This is a genomic window from Thalassospira sp. UBA4513 (assembly GCF_002388495.1).
GTDB classification, from domain to species: Bacteria; Pseudomonadota; Alphaproteobacteria; order Rhodospirillales; family Thalassospiraceae; genus Thalassospira; species Thalassospira tepidiphila.
In genome coordinates this window covers 1-23566 of record NZ_DGMR01000009.1, presented here as the reverse complement: position 1 = coordinate 23566, position 23566 = coordinate 1, and the positions used below count along the sequence as shown (strand labels likewise).

The following is a 23566-nucleotide window of genomic DNA, read 5'->3' as shown; positions in this document are numbered from 1 at the left end:
TCGCAGGCTCCGGTTGAATTATTTGAGGTATTTGATGCGCTTCACTGAAAACGGGCCGGACATCCCGCACGAACTAATTTCTGCACAACGGAATGGACAGGTAATCTTTTTCTGCGGAGCAGGCATATCTGTTCCGGCGGAACTCCCCGGATTCAAATGCCTCACTGAAAACGTGGCGCAGAAGCTCCACGCAACCGATCATGATATTGTCAAGAACATGATTGAACGGGGTGAGTACGACAGAGTGTTTTCTTGGCTGCGGCAACACTATCCCAGCGATCAAGTCGATTATCATATATTAAACTCACTAAAAGTACCTCGCAGCCCAAAATTAGAAAATCATCGCAATCTTCTAAAACTATCGAAAACACCGCTGGGTGAACCGCTGGTGGTCACAACGAATTTTGACCGATTATTTGAACGCGCCCAAGAAGGCCTAAAGCATTATACCGCACCATTTCTGCCAGACTTACAAATGGACAGAGACGCTTCTGGCATTATTTATCTTCATGGCCGCTGGCAGAAACCAAATCTTAAAAATCCCCCAAAATATAATCTCGTTATTAGCTCGCAGGATTTCGGGAAGGCTTATTTGTCACATGGGTGGGCGGCGCGCTTTCTATCAAATATCCTTCGAACACGGACAATTGTCCTCATTGGGTATTCCGGCGACGACACGCTGGTTAGATACCTGCTTGAAGGGTTGAATGCTGAAACGGGAGCCGCTCATACAAATGTATACGCATTCGACTGCGGCTCAGAAGGTGAAGTAAATCGTAAGTGGTCCTCTCTGGGAGTCAATGCGATCCCTTATCCTGATCACAGCGACCTTTGGAAAACCATTGAAGAATGGTCAAAGCTTGCTGCAACACCAGACTACTGGGAAAACTATATTCACAACATAGCTCAGAGTTCTCCGAGAAGTTTGCTACCATTCCAACGTGGACAAGTCGCTTCGTTCATTTCAGATCAAAAAGGTGCCGAAAAATTTGCTACGTTTAATCCACTACCACATGCGGAATGGATTTGTGTTTTTGACAGAAACGTAAGATTCTTTAAGCCCAAAAGCTACGTTCCCGAAACTGAAGACACAATTGACTTGCTTGACGACTACGGCACTGATCGCGACCCCTCACGAGCTGAACTGGAGCGTAGCAGCGATCAGAATAACTTTCTTATCGGCGATGACTATGTGAGCACCCTACCAACTCACGAAACGTCAAAACTTTCCGAACGCTTGTCTAATCTCAACTATTCTGAACTTTGGCGCGTTAATTCCCGGATAACTGCGCTGTCCCACTGGATAACCAAAGTTATCGACCAGCCTGAAACGATTTGGTGGTTACTAAAACAAACAACCCTTCATCCTATAATTCTGGATTGCATCGCCTCTAAAGGCTTTGAAGAGTCGGATAATCCCCCCACTAAGCTTGAGAAATTCTGGCCGTTATTCTTTTACTTTCATAAAAATCAGTCGAATAACTGCGACTATGAGTGGTTTAAACTCAAACAAAAAATCGACACCAAAGGATGGAACAGTTCGATAATTGATCAACTTAGTGAAATAACACAGCCTGAATTGCTAGCTAAAACCTACCGAAATACAGATACTCCGATAAACAGTTTCGAGGAAATCGAAACGATAATACCTGTGTTCGAGGTTCATTTTCCCCATTTGACATACATGGAACTGGAAGTTCCTGAAGCATGGATTTCAGCAACCCTTGAGGTTTTGACGCAATCCTTGAAGAAGGCTATCGACCTTTCAAACATGGTTGGGTACCCAGAAGTCAGCTCCTATAACTTTGATTTCCCAGCACTTACATCAAATAAAAACAGCGTTTCTTCACACACCGACAATTTCGGCAAGCTAATTTTGCTAGCAGCTGATCTAATTAAAAGGCTAGCGCATATTGATGCTCAAGAATTATCAAAAATCGTAAATACATGGCCGGATTCTGACCCAAATGTCTTTGACAGATTAAAATTTTTTGCCTGGCGGTTCGATAGCATCATCCCGGCATCTATGGTCGCCCAACAGCTTGGGACCATGTCAGACGAAGTATTTCGGGACAGCTCCACAATCCTAGAATTGCTGGAAATGCTAAACATTCGCCTTTCAGGTTTTTCTCAGAAAGATCGGTTAAAAATTGAAAACTGGATATGGGCATTTACAGACAAAGATGAGTGGGAAGATCAAAAGAGATTCGAAGAGCGCAAGATATATTGGCTCGGACGAATTTTCTCCAAAATCGACGAAACGTCTACAGGGCTAACAAGCCTTGGAAAAACCCGACTGAATCAAATCAAAGCATCTGAACATTGGAAAGATCAGTATCTTGAAGAAGAGTTTTCCAGCGGGAGAATTAAAGGTGGCTTCGTTTCAACTGACACCTCAACCCACGGCTTGGAAAAACTTGGAGGGACTGAACTTTTCGAGGAAATTTTGCGCCGTGAAAGCGACCACTCCGTTTTTTTAAAAGAGAACAAACCATTCATCGGGTTAATTAAAGCAGATCCTATAAAGATAACAACGGAGCTAGTTTCAGAACTGGAAAAAGGCGAACATAGGACGCGTTTCTGGCAGCAGCTCTTTTCCCATTTCCCTGAATCCGCATCAACCGATGACATAAAATTTGTTGCAAAGGCGATACCTATTCTGCCGGAAGAGATCGTTTATGAATGCAGATATACCTTAACAAGTTGGATCCAAAAGCAACTCTCTAAGGCACTGAAAAATGAACAAAAAATCTTTTGGGAGATTTGGGACCACGTATTCCTCCAATTGAACAACTATGGCCCAGAGGCAACTACAAGCGCTATCGGAGAAACCAGACGTGCGGGACGCGTCGTTCGAACCTCCCGTAAAACCATAACACACGCCTTAAACTCACCAATCGGTCATCTGGTGGAGGCAATTTTCCAAACCATTGAAAGCTGGTCGCTCAATCCCGCAACCAATGATTTTACGGCCATACTTAACCGACTGGTTCTTAGTCTGAACGCAATAGGTGATGGATCGGCAAATGCCACCACCATGATCGCCCTTAGGTATAATTATCTGTTTTATTGGTTCCCTGATTGGGCGAAGGAGCACCTTGTCCCAGTATTTGCAGTCGAGCATGAAAACGCGGAGGCTGCTTGGCGAGGGTTGGTAAACCAAAACAAATTGCCTGTTGGCGATGCATTCTGGTCGATAAAATCAGAAATGATAAAGGTCCTTGGATCACAAGTAGAATGGGAAGATGAGGACGATTTCAGAAGAGGACTAGCATGTATTGTCGTTGCTTATGCTTATTTTCACGGACGTAGGAAAAAATACCTTCAAGATTACGAGGTCCGAACGGCCATCAGGTCTTTCGATGATGAGTCTCGAGCACATGCTCTTTGGCAGCTAGGGCGAATTGTTGAGGATTACGATTGCTGGACAACATTCGGAAAGAGATTCTTTAAGAGATACTGGCCTTTGGAACGAGAGTATCAGTCCCGAAAGACTTCTAGTCAGTTGCTAATGTTAACCTCACAGTCTGGCAATCACTTTCCAGACATTGCTGAAACAATCATACCTTTTCTTGTTCCAGCGGAGAGAGGAGATATGTTCACTCACAGCATTATCTCTGAAACTCCCTCTATCGCGTCTCAATGGCCTGAAGTGGTCTTGCGCATTTTTGATCGAATTTATCCACCCTCAATGTCGACAGCCCCTTACAATCTTCGCAAAGCCTTAGACGAGATCGCTCAGGCATCGGCTGATTTAAGGGTAGATCCAACTTGGAAGCGGCTTGATGAAATTTGTCCGGTAAGGTGATGATTACTCCCCCAAAAGAAAACCCCGGCACATTTAAGCACCGGGGCAAGTCGTGTCGTTTGGAGGTAGACAGGGTTTTTGGCCCTTGGGAGTCTCAGAAAGACATCAGATCGCCTTGACGGTCACCGGGCGCTCTGCCTGAACCATCAGGCGGTTGCGGATCGGACGGCCAAATAGCGGCGATTCAATTTCGAACTCATCCCCGTCCTGGGTGGTGACACCATCGGCAAAGCTGAGCGTCGCGGTCCCGAAGAAATGCGCATGCACATCGCCCGGACGGCGGAACAGGTCATACTTGAAATGGTGGTATTCAAGGTTGGCGATGGAATGCGACATATTGTCTTCGCCACTGACGAACTGCTTTTCCCAAATCACCTTGCCGTCACGATAGAGGCGCGAGGTGCCCTCGACATGGCTTGGCAGATCGCCCAGCAGCAATTCAGGACCCATTGCACAATGGCGCAGCTTTGAATGCGCCAGATACAGGTAGTTCTGACGTTCCATCACATGGTCGGAAAACTCGTTGCCGATGGCAAAGCCGATGCGCACCGGGGTGCCATCATGATCAATGACATAGACCGCGGCAATTTCCGGTTCTTCACTGCCATCAAGGGCGAAGGACGGGCTTGGGATATCTGCCCCCGGATTGGCAACGATGGAACCATCGCCCTTATAGAACCATTCCGGCTGCACACCATGTTCGCCAGCCTTGGGCTTGCCGCCCTCAACCCCCATGCGGAACATCTTCATGGAATCAGTTTCGTTGGCGTCCTTGTTATCGGCCTTGTGCATGTTCGCACGTGCCGATGCCGACCCAAGATGGGTCAGGCCCGTGCCGGTCACCAGGAAATGCGCCGGATCAACATGGGTGATCGGCGGCAAAAGGCGGCCATCACGGGCAACTTCGTTATAGTCGACAGTGGTGTCGCCCATACGAATTTTTGCCTTTTCGATCATCGTCATGCCCTTGGCAAGGGCGATGGTCGCAAGTTCACGGGTGGTGGATACGCCCTTAAGCGGGATCAGGGTATTTTGGTCTTCGACCACGGCCACATGTTGCGCGCCGGCGGTGTCCTTGAATTGAACCAGTCTCATGAATTCTGTCCTGAACGGTCTTGGATATATGTCGGAATATGGCGATGTCGGAATACGGGGTGCGTGACGCGGGCCTTAGACCCAGCCGCCATCAACGATAAAGTTCTGCGCGGTGACCATGCGGGCCTCGTCCGAAATCAGGAAAAGCGCCATACGGGCAATGTCATCGGGCATCACCTTGTTTTTCAGGCACTGGCGCTCATCGATTTCGCGTTCGGCGGCTTCATCGACCCACAGGTCAAGCTGGCGCTGGGTCATGACCCAACCGGGCACAAGCGTATTGACGCGGATGTGATCCTTGCCAAGATCGCGCGCCATACCGCGCGTCAGACCATGGGTTGCGGCCTTTGCCGTCGTGTAGCCGGGCATACCGCCCTGCCCCATCATCCAGCTGACCGACCCGAAATTGATGATCGCACCGCCGCCGGCCTTTTGCATCATCGGCGCGACTGCCTGAATGGCAAAGAAGGACGGGCGAATATTGATTGCCTGACGCTCATCCCAATATTCCGGGGTGACGTCCTGCCATTTGTGGCGGGTATCGTTGGCTGCATTGTTCATCAACCCGGTGATCGGGCCATTGATCTCGGCCGCCTTGGCAACGGCTGCCTGCAAGGCAGCGATATCGGTCAGATCGCATTTGATAAAGACAGGCTTATTGCGTGCATCTTTCGAAAGCTTTTCGACAAGGGCGTTACCGGCATCTTCCATGATGTCGACAAAGGCGACTTTTGCCCCCTGTTCGACAAAGGCGGTCACAATCGCCTCGCCAATACCCGATGCCCCACCGGTGATGAATACTGATTTGTCTTCCAGGCTTGTGTAGTGTGTCGGCATGCGATCAGACATGATCGTTTCATCTCCCGTCGTGCGTTTTGTTTTCAGATGTCAGACGTCGGATTCCCCTGACGCCAAACACGATTCTAGGCCAAAATTGACAGAAAGTGCATCCATCAAGCTATGTGCGGCGCAACAGGAGAAAATTTCCTGACGCCAACATCATGCTACGCCGACAAGCCCCCTTCAGACCAGACGAATGGTCCGGGCACGTTCCCGTGCGCGGCTGCGTGATGCTTCCTCCTGATAATCTTGTTTTTTATTCTTCATACAATAACATTAATGATCAGGATATCCGGGCCTGTCAAGCGTCAAACCATGCAGTCTTTTCTTTCATTATCTGAAAGCTTGTTTATAAGTTCATGACATAAGCAAATACGTAACAGCCATCGTGACGCACCCCTGAAATAATTATATGCTATGCAGCACAAGGCGTTGACGGCACCAGATAAGTTGCCCTGAAAATTAATTCATATTATATGAATAATGACAAAGCGGGCCTTTTGCCTATTTGCTTTTCAATCAGGGCCACGCCGGAGGGAATATATGTCGTCTACCATGTCGAGAACTTACGCCAAACGCAGTCTGCACAGCATTGTTGCCCACGATCTTGGCGCACGCATTGTTTCGGGCAAGCTTGCGCCTGGCGATGTCCTGCCGACAGAGGCGGCCTTAAGTGAATCCCTTGATGTTTCGCGTACGGCCCTTCGTGAAGCCATCAAAATCCTTTCGGCCAAGGGGCTGATTGAAAGCCGCCCGAAAACCGGCACCCGGGTCAAGCCGCGTTCAAGCTGGAACCTGCTTGATCCTGATGTCCTGTCCTGGCATTTCCCGGATCCGGACCCGGCATTTCTCTATAGCCTGCTTGAAACCCGCCTGATCATCGAGCCCAACACGGCCGCCATGGCCGCCGTCCGCGCTACGCCGGAACAGATCAAGCATCTTGAAACCGCCTATTTCGAAATGGAAAAGGCCGAACCCGGTACCGAGGCGGTCTATATTACCGATCTTGTGTTCCATCAGGGTATTCTGGATGCGTCGGGCAACGATTTCATGAAATCGTTCGGCATGTTGATCGAAACCGCCCTGATCGGTTCTTTCCGCCTGTCATCGGGCGGACCCAAGGCGCATGTCAAGTCGCTGCCCGATCATCACGCGGTCTATGCCGCCATCAGCCAGCGCGACCCCGAAGAGGCGCGCAGCAAAATGCACGGCCTGCTGCGCCGGACCATGCGCGAATTGCGCAAGGAACTCGGCATGTCGGTCGAACATGACTGGGATCAGATCGGCCTGTAATCGATGCCGATGGGGCGGATCAAAACGATCACCGCCCCATTCCTCATACTATTTGAATTTACCCCCAAAACGCCGGGTAGCGCGTTTGGCGCCGACACCACGCATTATTCACCAAAAATGAATAATGCGTCTGATTGACCAATTTTTTTGTCAAAAGTTTTGCCCCCGCGCCGGTGCCTGATTGCACGATCAAAACGACCCATGTAAGGGAACAGAAAAAACGCCCTGCTTATTCAAACAGGGCGTTTTGAAGGAAGGTATTTTGATCGCCGGACGCCTTATGTCGCCCCGGCCCGCATGCCCGAGAAGGAACGCGTGATCAGGCGTTGCAGGACGATAAAGCCAAACAAAAGCGCGCCAATCATAATCTTGGTCCACCAGCTGTTCAGCGACCCGTCAAAGGCGATCAGGGTCTGGATAACCCCCATGATGATCCCGCCAAAGAACGTGCCGAGCACAAAGCCCATCCCACCGGTCAAAAGCGTTCCACCAATCACCACGGCGGCAATCGCATCAAGCTCCACGCCCACGGCGGCCAGCGGATAGGCCGACGCCGTATAGAAGGCAAATACCACACCCGAAAGCGCGCTGAAAAAGCCCGACAGGGTGTAAACCCGGATGATGGTGCTATGGACCGGAACACCCAGCAATTCTGCCGAGTGACGATCCCCGCCAATCGCATAGACATTGCGTCCGAACCGGGTGAAATGGGCAATCACCACCCCGCCAATGACGGTCGCCAACATCAGAAGGGCCGATGCTGTCAACCAGCCACGACCGGGCAGCTGGATTTTAAACCCGCTAAAGGCCGAGACAAACGGATGATCAATCGGAACGGAATCCAGATTGATCAGGAAGCACATGCCGCGCAGGAAAAACATCCCGGCAAGCGTGATGATAAAGGGCTGAATATCGAACTTGGCGATAATCACACCCATAAACGCCCCGAATGCCGAGCCGACAATCATCGCAATCACGGCCGCCGTCACCGGATGCATCCCAAAGCCGGTCACAAGTTCGGCCATCAGCACCCCGATAAAGGCAATCATTGACCCCACCGAAAGATCAATCCCGCCAGACAGAATGACAAAGGTCATGCCAACGGCAGTAATGATCAAAAAGGCATTGTCGGTCAGAAGCGCGCCCAGAACATAGGTATCGGAAAAGGCGCGGTGTTCAACAATCCCGTAGCCATACAGCAGTACGAGAACCGCAAGCGTGGCAAGGATCGGATAAAACCGTTCATTAATTTTCATCGGATTTCCCCCGCTTCATGCGTTCCATCGCCTGCCCCACAAGTTCGCGGGATTTGGGCGCCTGCACCAGCAGAACAACCATCACCACTGCGGCCTTGACGATCAGGGTGTATTGCGACGGAAGACCCGACAACAAGATGCCGGTGGTCAACGCCTGAATGATCAGAACGCCAATCACGGTCATGGCAATAAAGAACCGACCGCCCATCAGCGACGCACCACCAATGACAACCGCCAGAATGGCATCGAGTTCAAGCCACAGACCGGCATTGTTGGCGTCCGCCCCACGGATGTCCGCGGCAATGATGATCCCGGCAAAGGCCGAACACAGACCCGATGCGGCGTAGGCCATCAGCTTGATACCGCGTGCATCGATGCCCGCGACCCGGCTGGCGCGCGCATTGCCACCAACCGATTCAACAAACAGACCCAAGGCGGTCTTGCGCATGATGAAATAGATCGCGGCAATCACGGCAGCCGCAATAATCACCCGCCACGGAATACCCAGCAAATAACCGCTGCCGATCGCCTCGAAAAATTCGCCATGGAAGGTCACGATCTGCCCACCGGTGATCATCTGGGCAATGCCGCGGCCGGCCACCATCAGGATCAGGGTGGCAATGATGGGCTGAATATCAAGGAACGCAACAAGAATGCCGTTCCACAAACCGCACAAAATCCCGGCACCAAGAGCGGCCAGGATAATCACCGCCGGATGCAGATCGGTATCGCGGATCAGAACCGCCATCACCGCCCCCGAAATGGCAATGATCGAGCCCACCGAAAGATCAATGCCGCGCGTGCCAATCACAATCGCCATCCCCACCGCAACAAGGGCGGTCGAGGCCCCGCGATGGACAACATCGACCAGCGATCCGTACAGATGGCCGTCAACAATGCGGATATTGAAGAAATCCGGTGAAATGATCCCGATCCCCAGCACGATCAGGATCAGTGCTGCGACCGGACCAAACCAGGGTCGACTTAACAAAGAAGATGCAGACATGGTGCTGCTTTCCCGTATTTTCTTTTTGTCTTTTAAACTGGTCATCGTGCAATCGCCTCGATGATGCTGTTCTGGGTGATGTCCGCACCCACCAGTTCAGAAACCTTTTCGCGATCACGCATTACAGCCACGCGGTCGGCAAAGGCGACGATTTCTTCAAGCTCGGATGACGCGACCAGCAATGCCAGCCCCTCGTCACAGAGCTCCTTGATCAGTTTGATGATGTCGGCATGTGCGCCAACATCAATCCCGCGTGTCGGTTCATCAAGGATCAACAGGATCGGCTTGGACACCAGCCAGCGCGCCAGAATGACTTTTTGCTGATTGCCACCGCTCAGTTGCCCGACGGGCTTTTCACTGTCGGGGGTGGCAATGCCCAGTGCCTTGATCATGTCATCGGCAAATTTCTGTTGTTCGGCGCGCGGGATCGGGCGCAGCCAACCACGCCGCCCCTGAAGGGCAAGCACGATGTTTTCACGCACACTCAGTTCGGCAACAATGCCGTCCTGTTTGCGGTCCTCGGGGCACAGCCCGAAACCGGCCCGGATCGCATGGCGCGGGGAACGCAGCATAACCGGCTCCCCATCCAGAAACACAAGACCGCTATCGGCTTTTTGCGTGCCAAACACCAGCTCGGCAAGCTCTGTACGGCCCGATCCCAAAAGACCGGCCAGACCAACGATCTCGCCCGCTTTCAGATCAAGCGAAACCGGTTCAAGCACACGCTTTTTGCCCAAATTCTTGATCTGGATCTGGCGCGCCGGCCCATCATAGCTGCCTTCGTCCTGATGGCGATGCGCGCTGACTTCGGCCAATTCACGTCCCAGCATGTGATTGATCAGATCAATCTGCGCCAGTTCCTTGGTGACAAACGTACCCACCAGGCGGCCATTGCGCAGCACCGTGATACGATCGGTTACCGCGTAAACCTGATCAAGGAAGTGGGTGACAAAAACAATCCCCAACCCCTTGTCGCGCAGCTCGCCCATGATCCGGAACAATGTTTTGATTTCTTCGCCGTCAAGTGACGCGGTCGGTTCGTCAAGAATAAGAACCTTGGCATCAAGGGCGACGGCGCGCGCAATTGCCACCAGTTGCTGGATCGCCACCGAATAGGAGCCCAGCGGCCGATTGACATCAATATCAAGCCCCAAAATCTCAAGGGCGGTCTTGGCATCGGCCTCGGTCTTTTTCCATGAAATCAACCCGAATTTACGGGTCTGGCGTTCCAACATCAGGTTTTCGGCGACCGACAGCGTCGGCACCAAGTTGACTTCCTGATAAACCGTGGAAATGCCGAGTTCCTGCGCATCGCCGGGATGCTGCGGATGGATTTCCTGTCCTTCGAGTGACACCGTACCGGCATCGCGCGGATGCACCCCGGTAATCACTTTGATCAGGGTCGATTTACCGGCCCCGTTTTCGCCCAGAAGGGCGTGAATTTCGCCGCGTTCAAGGTCAAAATCCACATCCTCCAGCGCCTTGACGCCGGGAAAGAACTTCCCCGCACCGCGCACTGAAAGCACTGTGTCTGACATATCCTGCCCCTCTCCCTAGTCTGTCTTTGAAGTCTTTTGCTGCGGATACAGCCGGACGCACCCCGGCAATCGCCGGAGCACGTCCGATGCAATGAGAAGCGTGCCTCTTGTCCCCATGGGCAGAACCCATGGGGGACGTCAGAGGTTATTTGCTACGCATTTTGTATTCTTCCGCAGCGGTATCTGGCAGATAGAGCGGGCCATTTGCCTTGATCCATTTCGGAACTTCTTCACCAGCCTTTGCCGCCTTGATCGCGTCAAAGGACGGGCCACCCAGATGCGGGTTCAGTTCGATGGTGGCATTGGTGTCACCCTCGGCCATCGCCTTGAAGATATCTGGCACCGCATCGATGGATACGATCAGCATATCTTCACCCGGGTTCAGACCGGCTTCCTTGATGGCCTGAACGGCACCCAGTGCCATGTCATCATTGTGGGCATAAACCGCACAGATGTTGGCACCACCGTTTTCAGCCTTCAGGAAGCTTTCCATGACTTCCTTGCCGCCGGAACGGGTGAAGTCACCGGACTGCGAACGGATGATGTTGATGGCCGGGAAGTTGGAAACAACCGACTCAAAACCTTCCTTACGGTCGTTGGCGGCAGACGAACCAACAGTTCCCTGCAGTTCGACAACGTCGCAAACGCCATTGGTTTCAGCAGCCAGCCATGCAGCGGCCAGTGCACCTTCGACCACGAAGTCCGACGCCACTTTGGTCAGATACAGGTCTTCACTTGCATCAACACCACGGTCAACGAGGACAACCGGAATGCCGGCGTCTTTTGCTTCTTTCAGAACCTGATCCCAGCCGGTTTCAACGACCGGAGCCAGAAGAATGCCATCCACGCCCTGCGCGATGAAAGAACGGACTGCCTTGATCTGGTTTTCCTGTTTCTGCTGTGCATCGGAGAATTTCAGATCAATTCCACGACGTTCGGCTTCGGCCTTGATCGACGCCGTTTCAGACGTACGCCAGCCACTTTCCGAACCGATCTGCGAGAAACCGATCATCATTTCTGCGTGCGCAGCAAACGACAGACCAAGTGCAACACCCATTGCGGCAGTAGAAACTGCCATCTTCTTAAAACTTACCACGATTTCCTCCCTAAGAGTGGCTTATTGCTTAAAAGCCATATAGTATTACAATATGATTTCTAAGCCCTCAACCATATAGTGCATCATCCTTTAGAGTGATCGCGCCAAGCGACATTAAAACTTGGCTAAACCAATAAAAATCAATATCTTGGCAAGAATCGAATGTCACAAACCATCGCGATACCAGACATGGCAAAACCCCACACCAACACACTTCAAAAGGGCGAAAACGCCCCCCGCGCTGCATTAGAGAGCTCTCAGATTCGCGTATTGGTTTCTGCGCTTGGCGCGCGCCTTTGCGGGGTATATTTGCGTGATCCGAAGGACGGACACGAAACCAATATCGCGGTTAACCTGATTGATGATGCCGCCTATCTTGATCAGGATAGCTATATCGGGGCGGTGTGCGGGCGTTATGCCAACCGCATCGAAAAGTCGCGCTACCGGGATGAAAACGGGGATATTGTTCAGCTTGCCGCCAATGAAGGCGAACATCACCTGCACGGCGGACCGGATGGTTTTGACAGGCGGCTCTGGACCATTTCCGATCAAACAGAACGTAGCGTTACGTTTAAACTGACCTCGCCCGATGGCGACCAGGGATATCCGGGCAATTTGAGCGCATCTGCGATCTATTCACTGGTTGCCGATAACCGCCTGCGTCTTGAAATCACCGCGACCTGCGATCAACCCTGCCCGGTCAACATGACCAGTCACGCCTATTGGAACCTGTCGGGCACGTTTGATAAAACGGCCGGCGATCACGTCTTGCAAATCAACGCCAATCAATGGCTTCCGGTTGATGACAAACTGATCCCGACGGGCGAAATCCGCGACGTTATGGGGACCGGTTATGACTTCCGAAGCGCGGCGCGGATTTCCGATATGCTGCCGCACGCGTCCCAAGGCTTTGATCACAATTTCTGCCTGACCGGCCCCCGCGGCGAGTTACGCCACATCGCCACCCTGTCCGATCCCAACAGCAAACGGTCGATCAAACTGTTTTCGACCGAGGCCGGTTTGCAATTTTACCTCGCACAGCATTTCAATGATGCAATGAAAACCGAAAACGGCGTGCCGCTTCACACATTAGGCGGCATCGCCCTTGAACCGCAAACCTACCCCAACAGCCCCAACAACCCGGACTTCCCAAGCCCGTGGCTCAAACCCGGCGAGACGTATCGGCACGTGATTGAGTGGGAGTTTTCCTAAAACAACAAAGCCCCGCATTTGCGGGGCTTTGATTTGGCCTAAAGTGCTGCAACAGAACCATCCGCACGCGGATCGGTGGCCCCTTCCATCACGCCATTGGGCTTTAATCGAAAGCCACCCGCATGGCCCATCATATCTTCATAGGGCCCGACGACTTCGACCGTATGACCGGCCGTTTTCAGTTGTTCGATCAAGGCCGGGTCAAAGCGGTTTTCGAGTTTAAGGGTTGTCGTGTCTTCGCCCCATGTTTTGCCCAGCAACCAGCGCGGCGCGCTGACCGCTTCCTGCAGGTCCTGCCCATACATCACGTTGCGGGTAAAGACCGCCGATTGGGTTTGTGGCTGTCCCTCGCCGCCCATGGTGCCATAGGTCAGTAGCGATCCGTCATCAAGCTTTGCCAAGGCCGGGTTGAGCGTATGGAATGGCAGGCGGCCCGGTCCCAGCTGATTGGGGCCATCATGGAGCGTGAAGCTCGCCCCGCGGTTTTGCCACAGAACGCCGGTTTCGGACACCACAACGCCCGATCCGAATTCCCAGAATATGCTTTGGATATAGCTGACGGCAACACCGTTGGCGTCAACCGCCCCCATCCAGATGGTATCGCCCGGCTTGGCGACATGCGGCCAAGGAAGTGCTGTTTTCATGTCGATTTTGGCCGCCTCATGATCGAGCATTCCATCAGATAGCAGCGACATCGGATCGATGCTCATGCGGTCCGGGTCCCCGACATGGGCGTCACGTTTCAGGAAGGCACGTTTGGTCGCCTCAATCAATCCATGGACATGGTCAAACCCGTCCAGTGTCGCGCCGGACAATCCCAAGCGATCAAACAGGCCAAGGATCATCAGCGATGCCACACCCTGGGTCGGCGGGACCATATTGAAAACGGTCCCGGTTGAAAGTTTGACCGAAAGCGGCGTCATGATTTTGGCGTGATAGGCTTCAAAATCGGTCAGGCGAAGCGGGCTTCCGAGCGCCTCAAGCCCGCGCGCATTGGTTCGCGCGATATCGCCGCGATAAAAATCATCGAAACCCACCTGACCAAGCTGCTCTAGCGTTGCGGCAAGGGCTGGCTGTTTCAGCACATCGCCAATCGCCGGAATACCGTTGGCGGCGTAGGTATCAACATAGCCCGGTGAGTCTTGAAGTTCCGCCATTTTGGTCGTGGTCAGGGCAACCTGTGATTTGGTAACCGGCACCCCGGTTTTGCCATGATGGACCGCATCACGCATCAGGCGACTGTGCGGGATTTTGCCGCCGATTGATGCCGCGACCTCGGCTGCCTTGATCCATCCGCCAATCGCACCAGCAACTGTCAGGGCCGCAAGCGGACCACGGGCCGGGATCGCGGCCTTGCCCTGTTCGCGGTAAAAGTCTGGCGTTGCAAGGCCTGCGGCCCCGCCACATGCCCGGATGGCAACCGGGTCCTTGCCGGGTTCGGCAATCAGCCAGAAACCGTCACCCCCAATCGCGTTCATATGCGGATAGACAACCGCAATGGTCGCAGCGGCGGCAATCATCGCCTCGACCGCATTTCCGCCTTCGCGCAGAATGTCACGTCCGGCCTCAGACGCCAGATGATGGGGTGCGGTGACCATGCCACCGAGTGCGGTTCTTGAACGTAACATGATCAGTTGATCTCCCTGCCTTATGCTTGCGGGCATGCCGCGTCATCTGCGACATGCCCGGTTTGTTCATAGCGCTGTTTTGCGTTTCCGTTCAGCGCCTTTTCACATTGTAGAATACCTGTTTTCCAAACCGGCCTACCAGCCGATCAGATTTGGCAACCAGCTTGTCAATTCCGGGAAGATAAACAGAAGGATCAGGGCAAGTGCCTGAATACCGATAAACGGTATCACCCCGCGATAGATATCGACCGTGGAAACAGATGGCGGCGCCACCCCCTTAAGGAAGAACAACGCCCAGCCAAACGGCGGCGTCAGGAAGCTGGTCTGAAGGTTCATCGCCACCAGGATGGCAAGCCATGCCATGTCGATCCCGCTATTGAGGAACACCGGCAAGAACATCGGAAGCGCGATATAGGAAATCTCGATCCATTCAAGGAAGAAGCCAAGCACAAAGATCAAGGCCATCATGAACAGAAGGTTGCCCATGTCGCCACCCGGCACCCATTCAAACATCGCATGAACAAGCCCCTCGCCGCCCAAGCCACGGAAGGCCAGACCAAAGGGTTGCGCACAGATCAGAATGAAGAACACCATCGCACTGGTGATCAGCGTGTCATGCAAGACATCGCGCATCACACCAAAATTCAGACGCCCGGAAAACAGGGCGAGCAACAACGCACCAAGTGCGCCCATCGATGCCGCCTCGGTCGGGGCGGCAATCCCGCCAACGATGGAACCCAGCACGGCAAAGACCAGTGCCAATGGCGGCACGACCACCTTGGCAATCTTGATCAGCAATTGCTGCGTGCTCATGGCGTCGCGTTCAGCCTTGGGGATGGCGGGTACCATGTCGGGTTTGAAAATCCCCAGAAGCACAAGATAAAGGCCAAGCATCCCGGCCAGGATCAAGCCCGGCACCATGGCGGCGGCAAACAGTGTACCAACAGATTCACCCAGAATATCAGCCAGCAGGATCAGAACCAGACTGGGCGGGATGATCTGCCCAAGGGTGCCCGATGCGCAAATTACGCCGCTCGCAACTCCCTTGTCATAGCCACGATTGATCAGGGGCTGTAGGGATAAAAGACCAACCGTCACCACGGTCGCGCCGACAACCCCCGAAGACGCGCCCATCAAAACGCCAACGATGACGATGGCCAATCCCATGCCGCCCTTGAGCCGCCCCATGGCGTGACCGATCACATCAATCAGTTCTTCCGCCAGCTTGGATTTTTCAAGCATCACCCCCATGAAGATGAAAAGCGGCAAGGCAAGCAGCGTATAGTTGGTCACAACCCCGTAAACGCGTGCCGGCAACAGGTTAAACAAACCGGTGCCAAACCCCATAATCCCAAAGGCAAATCCCGAAATCGCAAGCGAGATCGCCACTGGCACACCAAGCACGAGGAAGCCAAAGAAGCCCCCGACCATACCGATGGCCAGCCATTCATTTCCGGTCATGTCTGATTAGTCTCCTGCACCGGTTTGCGTGACCGCATCAGGTGCATCAAAGGCAGGATTGCTGCGATTACCCGCAACGATTTGACGATAATTCATAAGGCCCTGGGCAATCGCCTGAAGCAGCAAAAGACCAAACCCGATCGGAATAAAGGCCTTGAGCAAGAAGCGATATGGCAGGCCACCCGGATCGGGGGAGCCTTCGCCCATCATGATGGATTGCTCGACATAGGGGATCGAAAACCTGATCAGCGCAGCACCCAGCACCGCCATCAAAACGGCCGAGAAAAGGTCGATGATCGCCTGGGCCCGCGGGCCCAGACGTTCGTAAAGGAAATCGACCCGCACATGGCCGCCATGGCGCATGCCATAGGCCATCCCCATCAGGGCAATTGGCGACACCAGATGCCATTCAAGTTCCTGCATCGCCACACTTCCGGAATTAAACAGATAGCGCAGCAACACATTGCCACCGACCACCAGAACAAGGGCAAGACTGCTGATCGCAGCGCCCCATCCGGCAATATCGACAACCAGACCAAGGACACGGTCCGGTAACGGCTCAGTACGGGTCGACTTCATATCAGCTCATCCCGCCTTTGGATGAAATGATCCCGTGATAGGGCTTTTCACTGATCGCGGCCCATTCACGGTGCGTGTCGCGGAACGCCATGAAGCTGTCATGGACCTTTTTGGTGATCGGGTCTTTGGCTGCTTCGGCTTCAAGGGTATCCTTAGTGATGTCCTTAAGCTTGGTCACAACATCATCGGGCAGGGTTTGCGCGGTAACGCCAAAGTTCTCGACCAGATCACGCAGGGCGGCTGCGTTGTTGGCTTCACACCAGGAATGGCTATCAAGGTTACACGCCTGTGCGGCGTTCTTGACGATCGCCTGCAGATCAGCCGGAAGGCTTTCCCAGGCTTTCTGATTGATCAGAAGTTCGGTGACGTTGGACGGCTCATGCCAGCCGGTGGTGTAGTAGTATTTGGCGGCTTTCTGCAGGCCCAGACGACGGTCCTGATACGGGCCAACGAACTCGGCCGCATCAATCACGCCACGTTCCAGTGCCGGGAAGATTTCCCCACCCGGAAGCAGTTTCACTTCAACGCCGATCTGCTGATAGACCTTCCCGGCAAGACCCGGGATGCGCATTTTAAGACCGTTGAAATCATCGAGGCTTTCAATCGGCTCGCGGAACCAGCCGGTCATCTGAACGCCGGTATTGCCCATCGGGAAGGCCACCAGACCATATGGCTGATAAACTTCATGCCAAAGCTCAAGCCCGCCACCATGATACAGCCAGGCATTCACACCCTGGAAGTTCAGGCCAAATGGCACGGTCGTGAAATACTGGGCGGCAAAGATTTTACCCGCCCAGAAATAGGCATTGGCCGCATTCATTTCGACCGTACCGGCCTGAACCGCGTCAAAACCTTCAAGCGCCGGGATCAGTTCGCCAGCGGCGAAATGCTGAATGTTCAGACGACCATTCGACATTTCCGTCACGCGCTTGCAGAAATCTTCCGGGCTGCCCGGACCGGTCACATAAAAGGGTGAACCCGGACCATAGGCATTGGTCATTTTCCAGTTAAAGGTTTCCTGCGCACGAACGATGCTTGGTGCGGCGATAACGCCTGCACCGGTTGCTGCCGCACCGATTGCCGATTTGGTCAGAAAATCGCGCCGTTTAATGTTTGTCATTGATGTCTCCCTGATAGAGATAGCTATTTCTCTGAAACGTGATCTCAACGGAATGCATTCCGCACTGTGTATACATCTTGCAACACACATGCCATTGCATATTTTTCAATGACTTAATAAAATTCCTCTTATTCTTTGATGTTCGAAATGCCAATTAAATAGTCAAAATATTGCAATGCACATTTTTACTGCACAATAAATATGCAGGAACTGGCGCGAAAAAATGTGCGGATTTTACAACCCTTGAGAAACTTGGCCTTGCCTTGAAAATTGGTGTATACATTTGATCAATAAGAGCCCAACCAAACCTCGCAAGAAGGGTATCGACTTCAGATGATCGAGCTTCGCCAAGCGCTCAGCACCCCGTCCGAACAGACCGAGCAGGTCGGCATCGCCCAACAGCTTTGTCAGGCGCTGGAAGATGACATCGTCAAAGGAAAGCTCCCCCCCGGGCAGCGGTTGGAAGAACCGCTTTTGGCCAAGAGGTTTGGCGTTTCACGCACGCCGGTGCGCGAGGCCTTGCAGCTTCTGACTGCAACCGAACTTGCCGAAAAGATTCCCAATCGCGGCGTTTATGTCTCGCTGGCCACCCCGGAACGGCTGACGGCGATGTTTGAAAGCATGGCCGAACTGGAAGGCACCTGCGGGCGGCTTGCGGCCAAGCGCATGACAAGTGGTGAGCGCCACAATCTTGAACGCCTGCACCATGAATTGGCCGAAACAGTGCGCCTGGGTGATAGCGACGGTTACGAAACGTTGAACCGGTCGTTCCACAATACGCTGTATCGTGGCACGCATAATGATGTGCTAGTCGATGTTACGCTTTCGGTGCGTCGGCGCGTCGCCCCGTTCCGCCGCGTGCAGTTCCAAAGCCTGTCGCGCCTTGCATCCTCACACGAAGAGCATCAGGGCATTGTCGATGCCATCCTGCGGGGCGACGTCAAGGCGGCCGAAGATTTGCTTTACGGGCATATCATGGCGGTCCACGAGATCAGCCAGGAATACCTCGCAAGCCTGCGCGATGCGAGCGCCCAGAACGACCGGTTTGCGGCAAAATAGGCCTTCGAAACAGGGCCTATTGCCCCGCAACCGGCTGCCACAATCCCCGCCGGAACGCCCCCGGCCCTTCACCATATTGCGCCTTAAACCGCCGCGAAAATGCCGGCATCGATTGATAGCCGCAGCGCAAGGCAACCTCATCCATCGACAAGTTGGTATCGCGCAAAAGCGCCTTGGCCCGGCGCATCCGCCAATTTTGCAGATATTGCATTGGTGCAATCCCGACACACGCACCAAACCGCACAACAAAACGCGTCCGCGACATCCCGGCCTGTTTGGCCAAAAGCTCCGCGGTCCAGTCACGTTCCGGCTGGGCATGCATGGCTGAAAGTGCGCGTGCGATTTTTTTATCCGCCAATCCGGCAAGGAAACCTTGCGGCAGATTGGCGCGTTTTAATTGCGCTGCCATAAGCGCAATCACAAGGACCTCCATCAGGCGCGCCAAGGCACTGCGCCAACCGGGCTGTATTTCTTGCGCAAGGGTCTCGATCATCGCAACGATTGAGGATTGCGCCTCTGTTGTCGGGTCCTCTGCGCGCAGGATCACATGATCCTCAATCAGGCCAAAACCCGGATGACGCTCATCGTCATCAAAGGCGCAAAACCCGCATAACAGCCTCACATCCCCCGCGCCTTCAAGCTGATTGCGCAAGACCCCGACAACCGGGTCAAACCCGACCGCCATCGCATCAGACAACGCAACCGCCTTTGTTCGCGGCGCATCACACAGAATGTGCCCACGCCCATTTGGCACCAGAACCAGATCACCTGCGCAAAGATCAATTGGTGGTGCATTTTCAGACAGCAAAAGCTTGCACCCGCCTGCCAAAACCAGATGAAACCGGATGCGCGCGCCATCCGCCGGGATATGCACACTGAAATCCCCGGCAAGCTCCGCCGTGAAATACAGATCACTGCGCAACCGTAATCCGGCGCAAACGTCACTAAGCACATCTTGCTGCATTTTATCCATCATCGCGATTTGGAACGATCTGATAATTTATTGGCAGCTTATCGCAAAGACGCGTCCCCGGAAATGATCAATGATCACCAGACCACATACCCAGATGGATGATCAAATCATGAGCCCTGAAAACCTGACAGCCCTGATCGGCTTTGCCTTTGTCATGTCCGTTTCGCCCGGTCCGGGCAATTTCCTGCTGCTTGCCTCGGGCGCCAATTTTGGCATTGCCCGCACCATCCCGCTGATCCTTGGCATCAGCAGTGGCTTTCTGTCGATGGTGTTTGTGGTGGGCCTGGGATTGGGCGAGATTTTGGAACGTTTTCCAATGGCACAGGATGTCCTGCGTGTTATCTGCTTTGGCTATGTTCTCTGGCTTGCCTACAAGATATCGCAGATCAGATCGCTTGAAACCAAAGAACAGGCGACAGCACAGCCCATCGGATTTGTTCAGGCCGCAATGTTGCAACTTCTGAACCCGAAGGCCTGGACTGTCGCCCTGATCGCAACAGTCACCTACACCGTGCCGTCAGCAGGCATAAAGGGGCTTTTGGTAATGATCGCCGTCTTCGCATTGATCAACATCCCATCCATTTCAAGCTGGGCGCTGTTTGGCGCGGCCATGCGATCCTTTATTGGTCAGGGCAACCGAACCCGCATCTTTAACATCATCATGGCCGTGCTTTTGGTCGCATCAATGGCGCCAATGTTGCTACCGATCTAACACCCATCAGGCGCGTCGGTGCGACAGGAACCGATCCACCGACAGCTTGCCACCACCGGCAAAGACCAGTGCTACCAGAAGCGAAATCCAAAGCAGGCGGTGATCAATCAGCTCGGTCGGCAATCCATTGGCAAGCCCGCCCAGTGCGGCACCGTGAAACACAACATCCACCACCGTCTGAACCACAACGAAGCCAATCATGCCAAGGGCTGCAAGGCGGGTGAACAGGCCGGCAACAATCAGGATCGGCAAAACAAACTCGCCAAGGGTGCCGGCCCAGACAATCAGGTACCACGGGAAGAACGGAATGGCAGAGGTATCGTAAAGATACTGCTCGGCAATTGGCGGCAGGATCTGCGCGAATGCGCCCGCACTGAGGCCAAAGCCATCAATCTTGGTCATCGCGCTGTTGATGTAATAAGGCAGCAGCAAAAGAACAAAAAGCCCCCGGCTGGCAATGCCAATAACATCGCGCCGGCCAAGGGCATCCATTTTCGTCTCAAGACGGGCGTAACCGCCGATTACATTATGCATCATCATGCCCGTTTCCTCTCGGGATATTAACGCGGGCATCAAATGCCCCGATTGTTAAAAACGCGGCAAAGCTCGCCATCACATCAAAATTCGCATCGGCCTCAAGGGCGTGGGCACAGGCTTCGCCAAGGCTCAAACCATCGCGCGTTAGCGCCGCAAGAAACGCCGCCTGCCCATGGGTAATCACGCGCATTTCAACCTGCATATAAGGACGTGTGACCAGAACGGTTTCAGCGCGTTGCACGATGCTGGTTTTGCCGACCTCGTTGCCATTCACCGGGTTTTGCGCATTCCAGATGGCAAAGACCGGATACTTCGACGCCACGATCTGACAGGCCGGGTGTGCGCGCAGTGTCATGGCCTCCAGCTGATCTTCAAGCCCGCCGAGCTCTTCGGCCAGGAGCGGTTTGGCGTCTTCGGATGTGCTGACCTCAAGCCGGGCACGTTCAAGCCTTGCGATATCAGACAGGTACGGCAAACGATCACGTACCGGGTGGTTCGCCAGAAAGTCAGCAAAGCCAGCCCCATAAAGGGCAAGCGATCCGGCACGTGTGGTTTCGGATTGAACGAACCCCTGTGCCAATTGATCAAAAAAAACATCCCCGACCAGTTTGCGCACGGTCGGGTAAGCAGCCCCCAACGCGTCATACAGGCCGCGATGGACATTGTTGCGGTAAATCGCGAAACGGTGCGCATAACCGTCCGCGACACTGCTTGGCACTGCATCGGGTTCCCGGGCCATCAAGGCATCGCTAAAGCCGTCATAAAATGCCTTAAGCTCCGTCATGACGCGGCCTCAAACTGCGCGTCCACGGCATATTCAAGATGACGGTCAGCAAGGGCTGCTTCACGCGCCAGCACATCCCAGCTTGGGAGATCATTATCCCATTCAATCAGGGTCGGCTTGCGCCCGATCCGGGCGATCAGACGGTCAAACAGATCCCAAACCGGATCGGCCACCGGCCGGGAATGGGTATCGATCAAAACATTGTCGTCGGGGTTGGCGTCTTCCTCATGCCCGGCCAGATGAATTTCACCGACCAGGTCACAGGGCACCGCATCAATAAACGCATTGGCATCAAAGCCCAGATTATGGGCCGATATGTAAACGTTGTTTACATCAATCAGCAGCCCACAGCCACTGCGTGCGGCGGCTTCGGTGATGAATTCCAATTCGGGGATCGAGTTTTGCGGCAAAGGCACATAGGACGTCGGATTTTCGATCAGGATCCGTCGACCAATAAAGTCCTGCACACTATTGATGGCATCCACCAATTGAGCCAACGACGTTTTCGTCATCGGGGTCGGCAGCAGATCAGCCATATAAAGCCCTTCATGGGCGGACCATGCGATATGTTCCGACACCATGGCGGGATTGAACCGGTCGACCAGACGTTTAAGGTCTGCCAGATGGTTGTTGTTCAACGGCTCCCCGCCGCCAAGCGACAATCCGACCCCATGCATCGAGACCGGATAGCGCGCAGACAGCTCTTCCAGCATGGCAAGTCGCGGGCCACCGGCAACCATGTAGTTTTCCGGATGGATTTCAAACCAGCCCACAGATGGGGCTTTGTCGAAAATGTCCTGGGCGTGCTCGGCCTTGAAGCCAACACCTGCACGGTCAGGAAGCTGTGTCAGCGATGTCATATCGGGGCAACCTTATCTTTTCGCCGTTTACGCGGGTGGACGGCCAGCACATCGGGACAGGGGGAGACATATGCAGATCTGTGCTGACCGTCCGTTGGGACGCGATTAGGCTTAGGGTCGGGCTTGGGGGATTGCAGGACTTAGCCCTGCGGGATATCGCGATCCAGCGCTTCCAGGCTGCCCATGACTTCGCGGCCATCCGCGGTGGTGAAGCTCATATCTTCACAGGTACCGGCCGGAACCAGTTTCCAGGCATTGCCCTGATAATCGACCGTCGAGGTACCGGCACAGGTCGTGCCCGGACCGGCAGCACAGTCATTTTGCCCCGCCAGCGACACGCCAAAACATTTTTCCTTAGCGCCATCGGCTGCAGCCTGGTTGATCGCAGCCATTGAAACAGCAGCACTCAATGCTGCACCCAGAACCATTGCTTTTTTCATCGTCGTTTCCCTTCGGTTAAATGCGGACACTCAAGTCCAGGTGATGATTTAACCGTAAGGGCGATGGGCAAATTCGTCACTGCACCATTCGCACACGCCAAGTCAAAGAGGCGTGAGACATTCCACACATATCCTCACAGCGCTGTGAGGTGGCAGCACACCAAATTCTGAAAGACTGAAACGACAAAACCCCCGACCGGTTAAGGTCGAGGGTTTTCAAAGTCGTGTGTTTATAGGGAATATGAATGCTGTATTTGGAAGGCCCGGCG

The 23566-nt window shown here is 53.8% G+C and carries 20 protein-coding genes; 5 read left to right on the top strand and 15 right to left on the bottom strand.

Annotated features, from left to right (window positions below; all coding sequences use genetic code 11):
* Positions 1-34 precede the first annotated feature (34 nt).
* Complete coding sequence (locus B2T33_RS03335) at positions 35-3808, top strand: SIR2 family protein (protein WP_064782536.1); 3774 nt, start codon at positions 35-37, stop codon at positions 3806-3808.
* 105 nt (positions 3809-3913) lie between these two features.
* On the opposite strand, the gene araD1 is transcribed toward B2T33_RS03335, so the two are convergent.
* Together araD1 and B2T33_RS03325 are read right to left on the bottom strand one after the other, a co-directional pair.
* Complete coding sequence (araD1, locus tag B2T33_RS03330) at positions 3914-4903, bottom strand: AraD1 family protein (protein ID WP_286791152.1); 990 nt, start codon at positions 4901-4903, stop codon at positions 3914-3916.
* Positions 4904-4978: 75 nt separating this feature from the next.
* Positions 4979-5752 carry an SDR family NAD(P)-dependent oxidoreductase gene (locus tag B2T33_RS03325; protein ID WP_008891943.1) on the bottom strand — a complete coding sequence of 258 codons (774 nt, stop codon included), beginning with the start codon at positions 5750-5752 and terminating at the stop codon, positions 4979-4981.
* 534 nt (positions 5753-6286) lie between these two features.
* Between B2T33_RS03325 and B2T33_RS03320 the strand changes: the two genes are divergently transcribed.
* Positions 6287-7036 (top strand): FadR/GntR family transcriptional regulator, encoded by a 750-nt coding sequence (locus B2T33_RS03320; RefSeq protein WP_120225880.1) that lies wholly within the window; start codon positions 6287-6289, stop codon positions 7034-7036.
* A 278-nt stretch (positions 7037-7314) separates the two neighbouring features.
* On the opposite strand, the gene yjfF is transcribed toward B2T33_RS03320, so the two are convergent.
* From yjfF to B2T33_RS03300, 4 genes are all read right to left on the bottom strand, one after another.
* Positions 7315-8292 carry a galactofuranose ABC transporter, permease protein YjfF gene (yjfF, locus tag B2T33_RS03315; RefSeq protein ID WP_215907636.1) on the bottom strand — a complete coding sequence of 326 codons (978 nt, stop codon included), beginning with the start codon at positions 8290-8292 and terminating at the stop codon, positions 7315-7317.
* A complete protein-coding gene (locus B2T33_RS03310; RefSeq protein ID WP_167351244.1) occupies positions 8282-9298 on the bottom strand; it encodes an ABC transporter permease in 1017 nt (338 codons plus the stop codon). The genes yjfF and B2T33_RS03310 overlap by 11 nt, the downstream gene beginning before the upstream one ends.
* Positions 9299-9339: 41 nt before the next feature.
* Positions 9340-10836 (bottom strand): sugar ABC transporter ATP-binding protein, encoded by a 1497-nt coding sequence (locus B2T33_RS03305; protein WP_120225879.1) that lies wholly within the window; start codon positions 10834-10836, stop codon positions 9340-9342.
* A gap of 145 nt (positions 10837-10981) precedes the next feature.
* On the bottom strand, positions 10982-11932 hold the full coding sequence (locus tag B2T33_RS03300) for an ABC transporter substrate-binding protein (protein WP_286791151.1): 951 nt from the start codon (positions 11930-11932) through the stop codon (positions 10982-10984).
* Positions 11933-12094: 162 nt separating this feature from the next.
* On the opposite strand from B2T33_RS03300, the gene B2T33_RS03295 reads away from it, so the two are divergent.
* Complete coding sequence (locus B2T33_RS03295; RefSeq protein ID WP_414716632.1) at positions 12095-13144, top strand: aldose epimerase family protein; 1050 nt, start codon at positions 12095-12097, stop codon at positions 13142-13144.
* Between the two features lie 38 nt (positions 13145-13182).
* Here B2T33_RS03295 and B2T33_RS03290 read toward each other — a convergent pair whose 3' ends face one another.
* The 4 genes from B2T33_RS03290 to B2T33_RS03275 form a co-directional block, all read right to left on the bottom strand.
* Positions 13183-14772: a gamma-glutamyltransferase family protein gene (locus tag B2T33_RS03290; RefSeq protein ID WP_286791150.1), complete on the bottom strand. Its 1590-nt coding sequence runs from the start codon at positions 14770-14772 to the stop codon at positions 13183-13185.
* 135 nt (positions 14773-14907) lie between these two features.
* Positions 14908-16233, bottom strand: coding sequence for a TRAP transporter large permease (locus tag B2T33_RS03285; protein WP_286791149.1), 1326 nt, complete (start codon positions 16231-16233; stop codon positions 14908-14910).
* A 6-nt stretch (positions 16234-16239) separates the two neighbouring features.
* Positions 16240-16812: a TRAP transporter small permease subunit gene (locus B2T33_RS03280; protein WP_286791148.1), complete on the bottom strand. Its 573-nt coding sequence runs from the start codon at positions 16810-16812 to the stop codon at positions 16240-16242.
* Position 16813: 1 nt separating this feature from the next.
* Positions 16814-17932 (bottom strand): TRAP transporter substrate-binding protein, encoded by a 1119-nt coding sequence (locus B2T33_RS03275; protein ID WP_008891953.1) that lies wholly within the window; start codon positions 17930-17932, stop codon positions 16814-16816.
* 333 nt (positions 17933-18265) lie between these two features.
* Here B2T33_RS03275 and B2T33_RS03270 point away from each other — a divergent pair, with 333 nt between their 5' ends.
* Entirely contained in the window at positions 18266-18991 is a 726-nt protein-coding gene (locus tag B2T33_RS03270; RefSeq protein WP_008891954.1) for a GntR family transcriptional regulator, read from the top strand.
* Positions 18992-19007: 16 nt separating this feature from the next.
* Here the strand turns inward: B2T33_RS03270 and B2T33_RS03265 are convergent, their stop codons facing one another.
* Complete coding sequence (locus tag B2T33_RS03265; protein ID WP_286791147.1) at positions 19008-19955, bottom strand: AraC family transcriptional regulator; 948 nt, start codon at positions 19953-19955, stop codon at positions 19008-19010.
* Positions 19956-20034: 79 nt separating this feature from the next.
* Here B2T33_RS03265 and B2T33_RS03260 point away from each other — a divergent pair, with 79 nt between their 5' ends.
* Complete coding sequence (locus B2T33_RS03260) at positions 20035-20676, top strand: LysE family translocator (RefSeq protein WP_286791146.1); 642 nt, start codon at positions 20035-20037, stop codon at positions 20674-20676.
* A 6-nt stretch (positions 20677-20682) separates the two neighbouring features.
* On the opposite strand, the gene B2T33_RS03255 is transcribed toward B2T33_RS03260, so the two are convergent.
* From B2T33_RS03255 to B2T33_RS03240, 4 genes are all read right to left on the bottom strand, one after another.
* Positions 20683-21216 carry a DoxX family protein gene (locus B2T33_RS03255; protein WP_197147298.1) on the bottom strand — a complete coding sequence of 178 codons (534 nt, stop codon included), beginning with the start codon at positions 21214-21216 and terminating at the stop codon, positions 20683-20685.
* Positions 21203-21997, bottom strand: a complete 795-nt coding sequence (locus B2T33_RS03250) for a DNA-binding domain-containing protein (RefSeq protein ID WP_286791145.1) — start codon at positions 21995-21997, stop codon at positions 21203-21205. Before B2T33_RS03250 ends, B2T33_RS03255 begins: the two co-directional genes overlap by 14 nt.
* The gene (locus tag B2T33_RS03245; RefSeq protein ID WP_286791144.1) at positions 21994-22857 is read right to left on the bottom strand and encodes a DUF692 domain-containing protein; all 864 of its coding nucleotides are present in this window, start codon (positions 22855-22857) and stop codon (positions 21994-21996) included. Before B2T33_RS03245 ends, B2T33_RS03250 begins: the two co-directional genes overlap by 4 nt.
* Before the next feature lie 140 nt (positions 22858-22997).
* Positions 22998-23297, bottom strand: a complete 300-nt coding sequence (locus tag B2T33_RS03240) for a DUF2282 domain-containing protein (protein WP_008891960.1) — start codon at positions 23295-23297, stop codon at positions 22998-23000.
* Between the last annotated feature and the right edge of the window lie 269 nt (positions 23298-23566).

Bases quoted from the DNA above. Each gene is read 5' to 3' on its own strand.
- B2T33_RS03255 (WP_197147298.1), bottom strand. From the start codon at position 21,216: ATGATGATGCATAATGTAATCGGCGGTTACGCCCGTCTTGAGACGAAA.
- B2T33_RS03320 (WP_120225880.1), top strand. From the start codon at position 6,287: ATGTCGTCTACCATGTCGAGAACTTACGCCAAACGCAGTCTGCACAGC.
- B2T33_RS03290 (WP_286791150.1), bottom strand. From the start codon at position 14,772: ATGTTACGTTCAAGAACCGCACTCGGTGGCATGGTCACCGCACCCCAT.
- B2T33_RS03335 (WP_064782536.1), top strand. From the start codon at position 35: ATGCGCTTCACTGAAAACGGGCCGGACATCCCGCACGAACTAATTTCT.
- B2T33_RS03275 (WP_008891953.1), bottom strand. From the start codon at position 17,932: ATGACAAACATTAAACGGCGCGATTTTCTGACCAAATCGGCAATCGGT.
- B2T33_RS03265 (WP_286791147.1), bottom strand. From the start codon at position 19,955: ATGCAGCAAGATGTGCTTAGTGACGTTTGCGCCGGATTACGGTTGCGC.
- B2T33_RS03295 (WP_414716632.1), top strand. From the start codon at position 12,095: ATGTCACAAACCATCGCGATACCAGACATGGCAAAACCCCACACCAAC.
- B2T33_RS03245 (WP_286791144.1), bottom strand. From the start codon at position 22,857: ATGACATCGCTGACACAGCTTCCTGACCGTGCAGGTGTTGGCTTCAAG.
- yjfF (WP_215907636.1), bottom strand. From the start codon at position 8,292: ATGAAAATTAATGAACGGTTTTATCCGATCCTTGCCACGCTTGCGGTT.
- B2T33_RS03250 (WP_286791145.1), bottom strand. From the start codon at position 21,997: ATGACGGAGCTTAAGGCATTTTATGACGGCTTTAGCGATGCCTTGATG.
- B2T33_RS03240 (WP_008891960.1), bottom strand. From the start codon at position 23,297: ATGAAAAAAGCAATGGTTCTGGGTGCAGCATTGAGTGCTGCTGTTTCA.
- B2T33_RS03260 (WP_286791146.1), top strand. From the start codon at position 20,035: ATGATCACCAGACCACATACCCAGATGGATGATCAAATCATGAGCCCT.
- B2T33_RS03310 (WP_167351244.1), bottom strand. From the start codon at position 9,298: ATGTCTGCATCTTCTTTGTTAAGTCGACCCTGGTTTGGTCCGGTCGCA.
- araD1 (WP_286791152.1), bottom strand. From the start codon at position 4,903: ATGAGACTGGTTCAATTCAAGGACACCGCCGGCGCGCAACATGTGGCC.
- B2T33_RS03270 (WP_008891954.1), top strand. From the start codon at position 18,266: ATGATCGAGCTTCGCCAAGCGCTCAGCACCCCGTCCGAACAGACCGAG.
- B2T33_RS03280 (WP_286791148.1), bottom strand. From the start codon at position 16,812: ATGAAGTCGACCCGTACTGAGCCGTTACCGGACCGTGTCCTTGGTCTG.
- B2T33_RS03305 (WP_120225879.1), bottom strand. From the start codon at position 10,836: ATGTCAGACACAGTGCTTTCAGTGCGCGGTGCGGGGAAGTTCTTTCCC.
- B2T33_RS03325 (WP_008891943.1), bottom strand. From the start codon at position 5,752: ATGTCTGATCGCATGCCGACACACTACACAAGCCTGGAAGACAAATCA.
- B2T33_RS03285 (WP_286791149.1), bottom strand. From the start codon at position 16,233: ATGACCGGAAATGAATGGCTGGCCATCGGTATGGTCGGGGGCTTCTTT.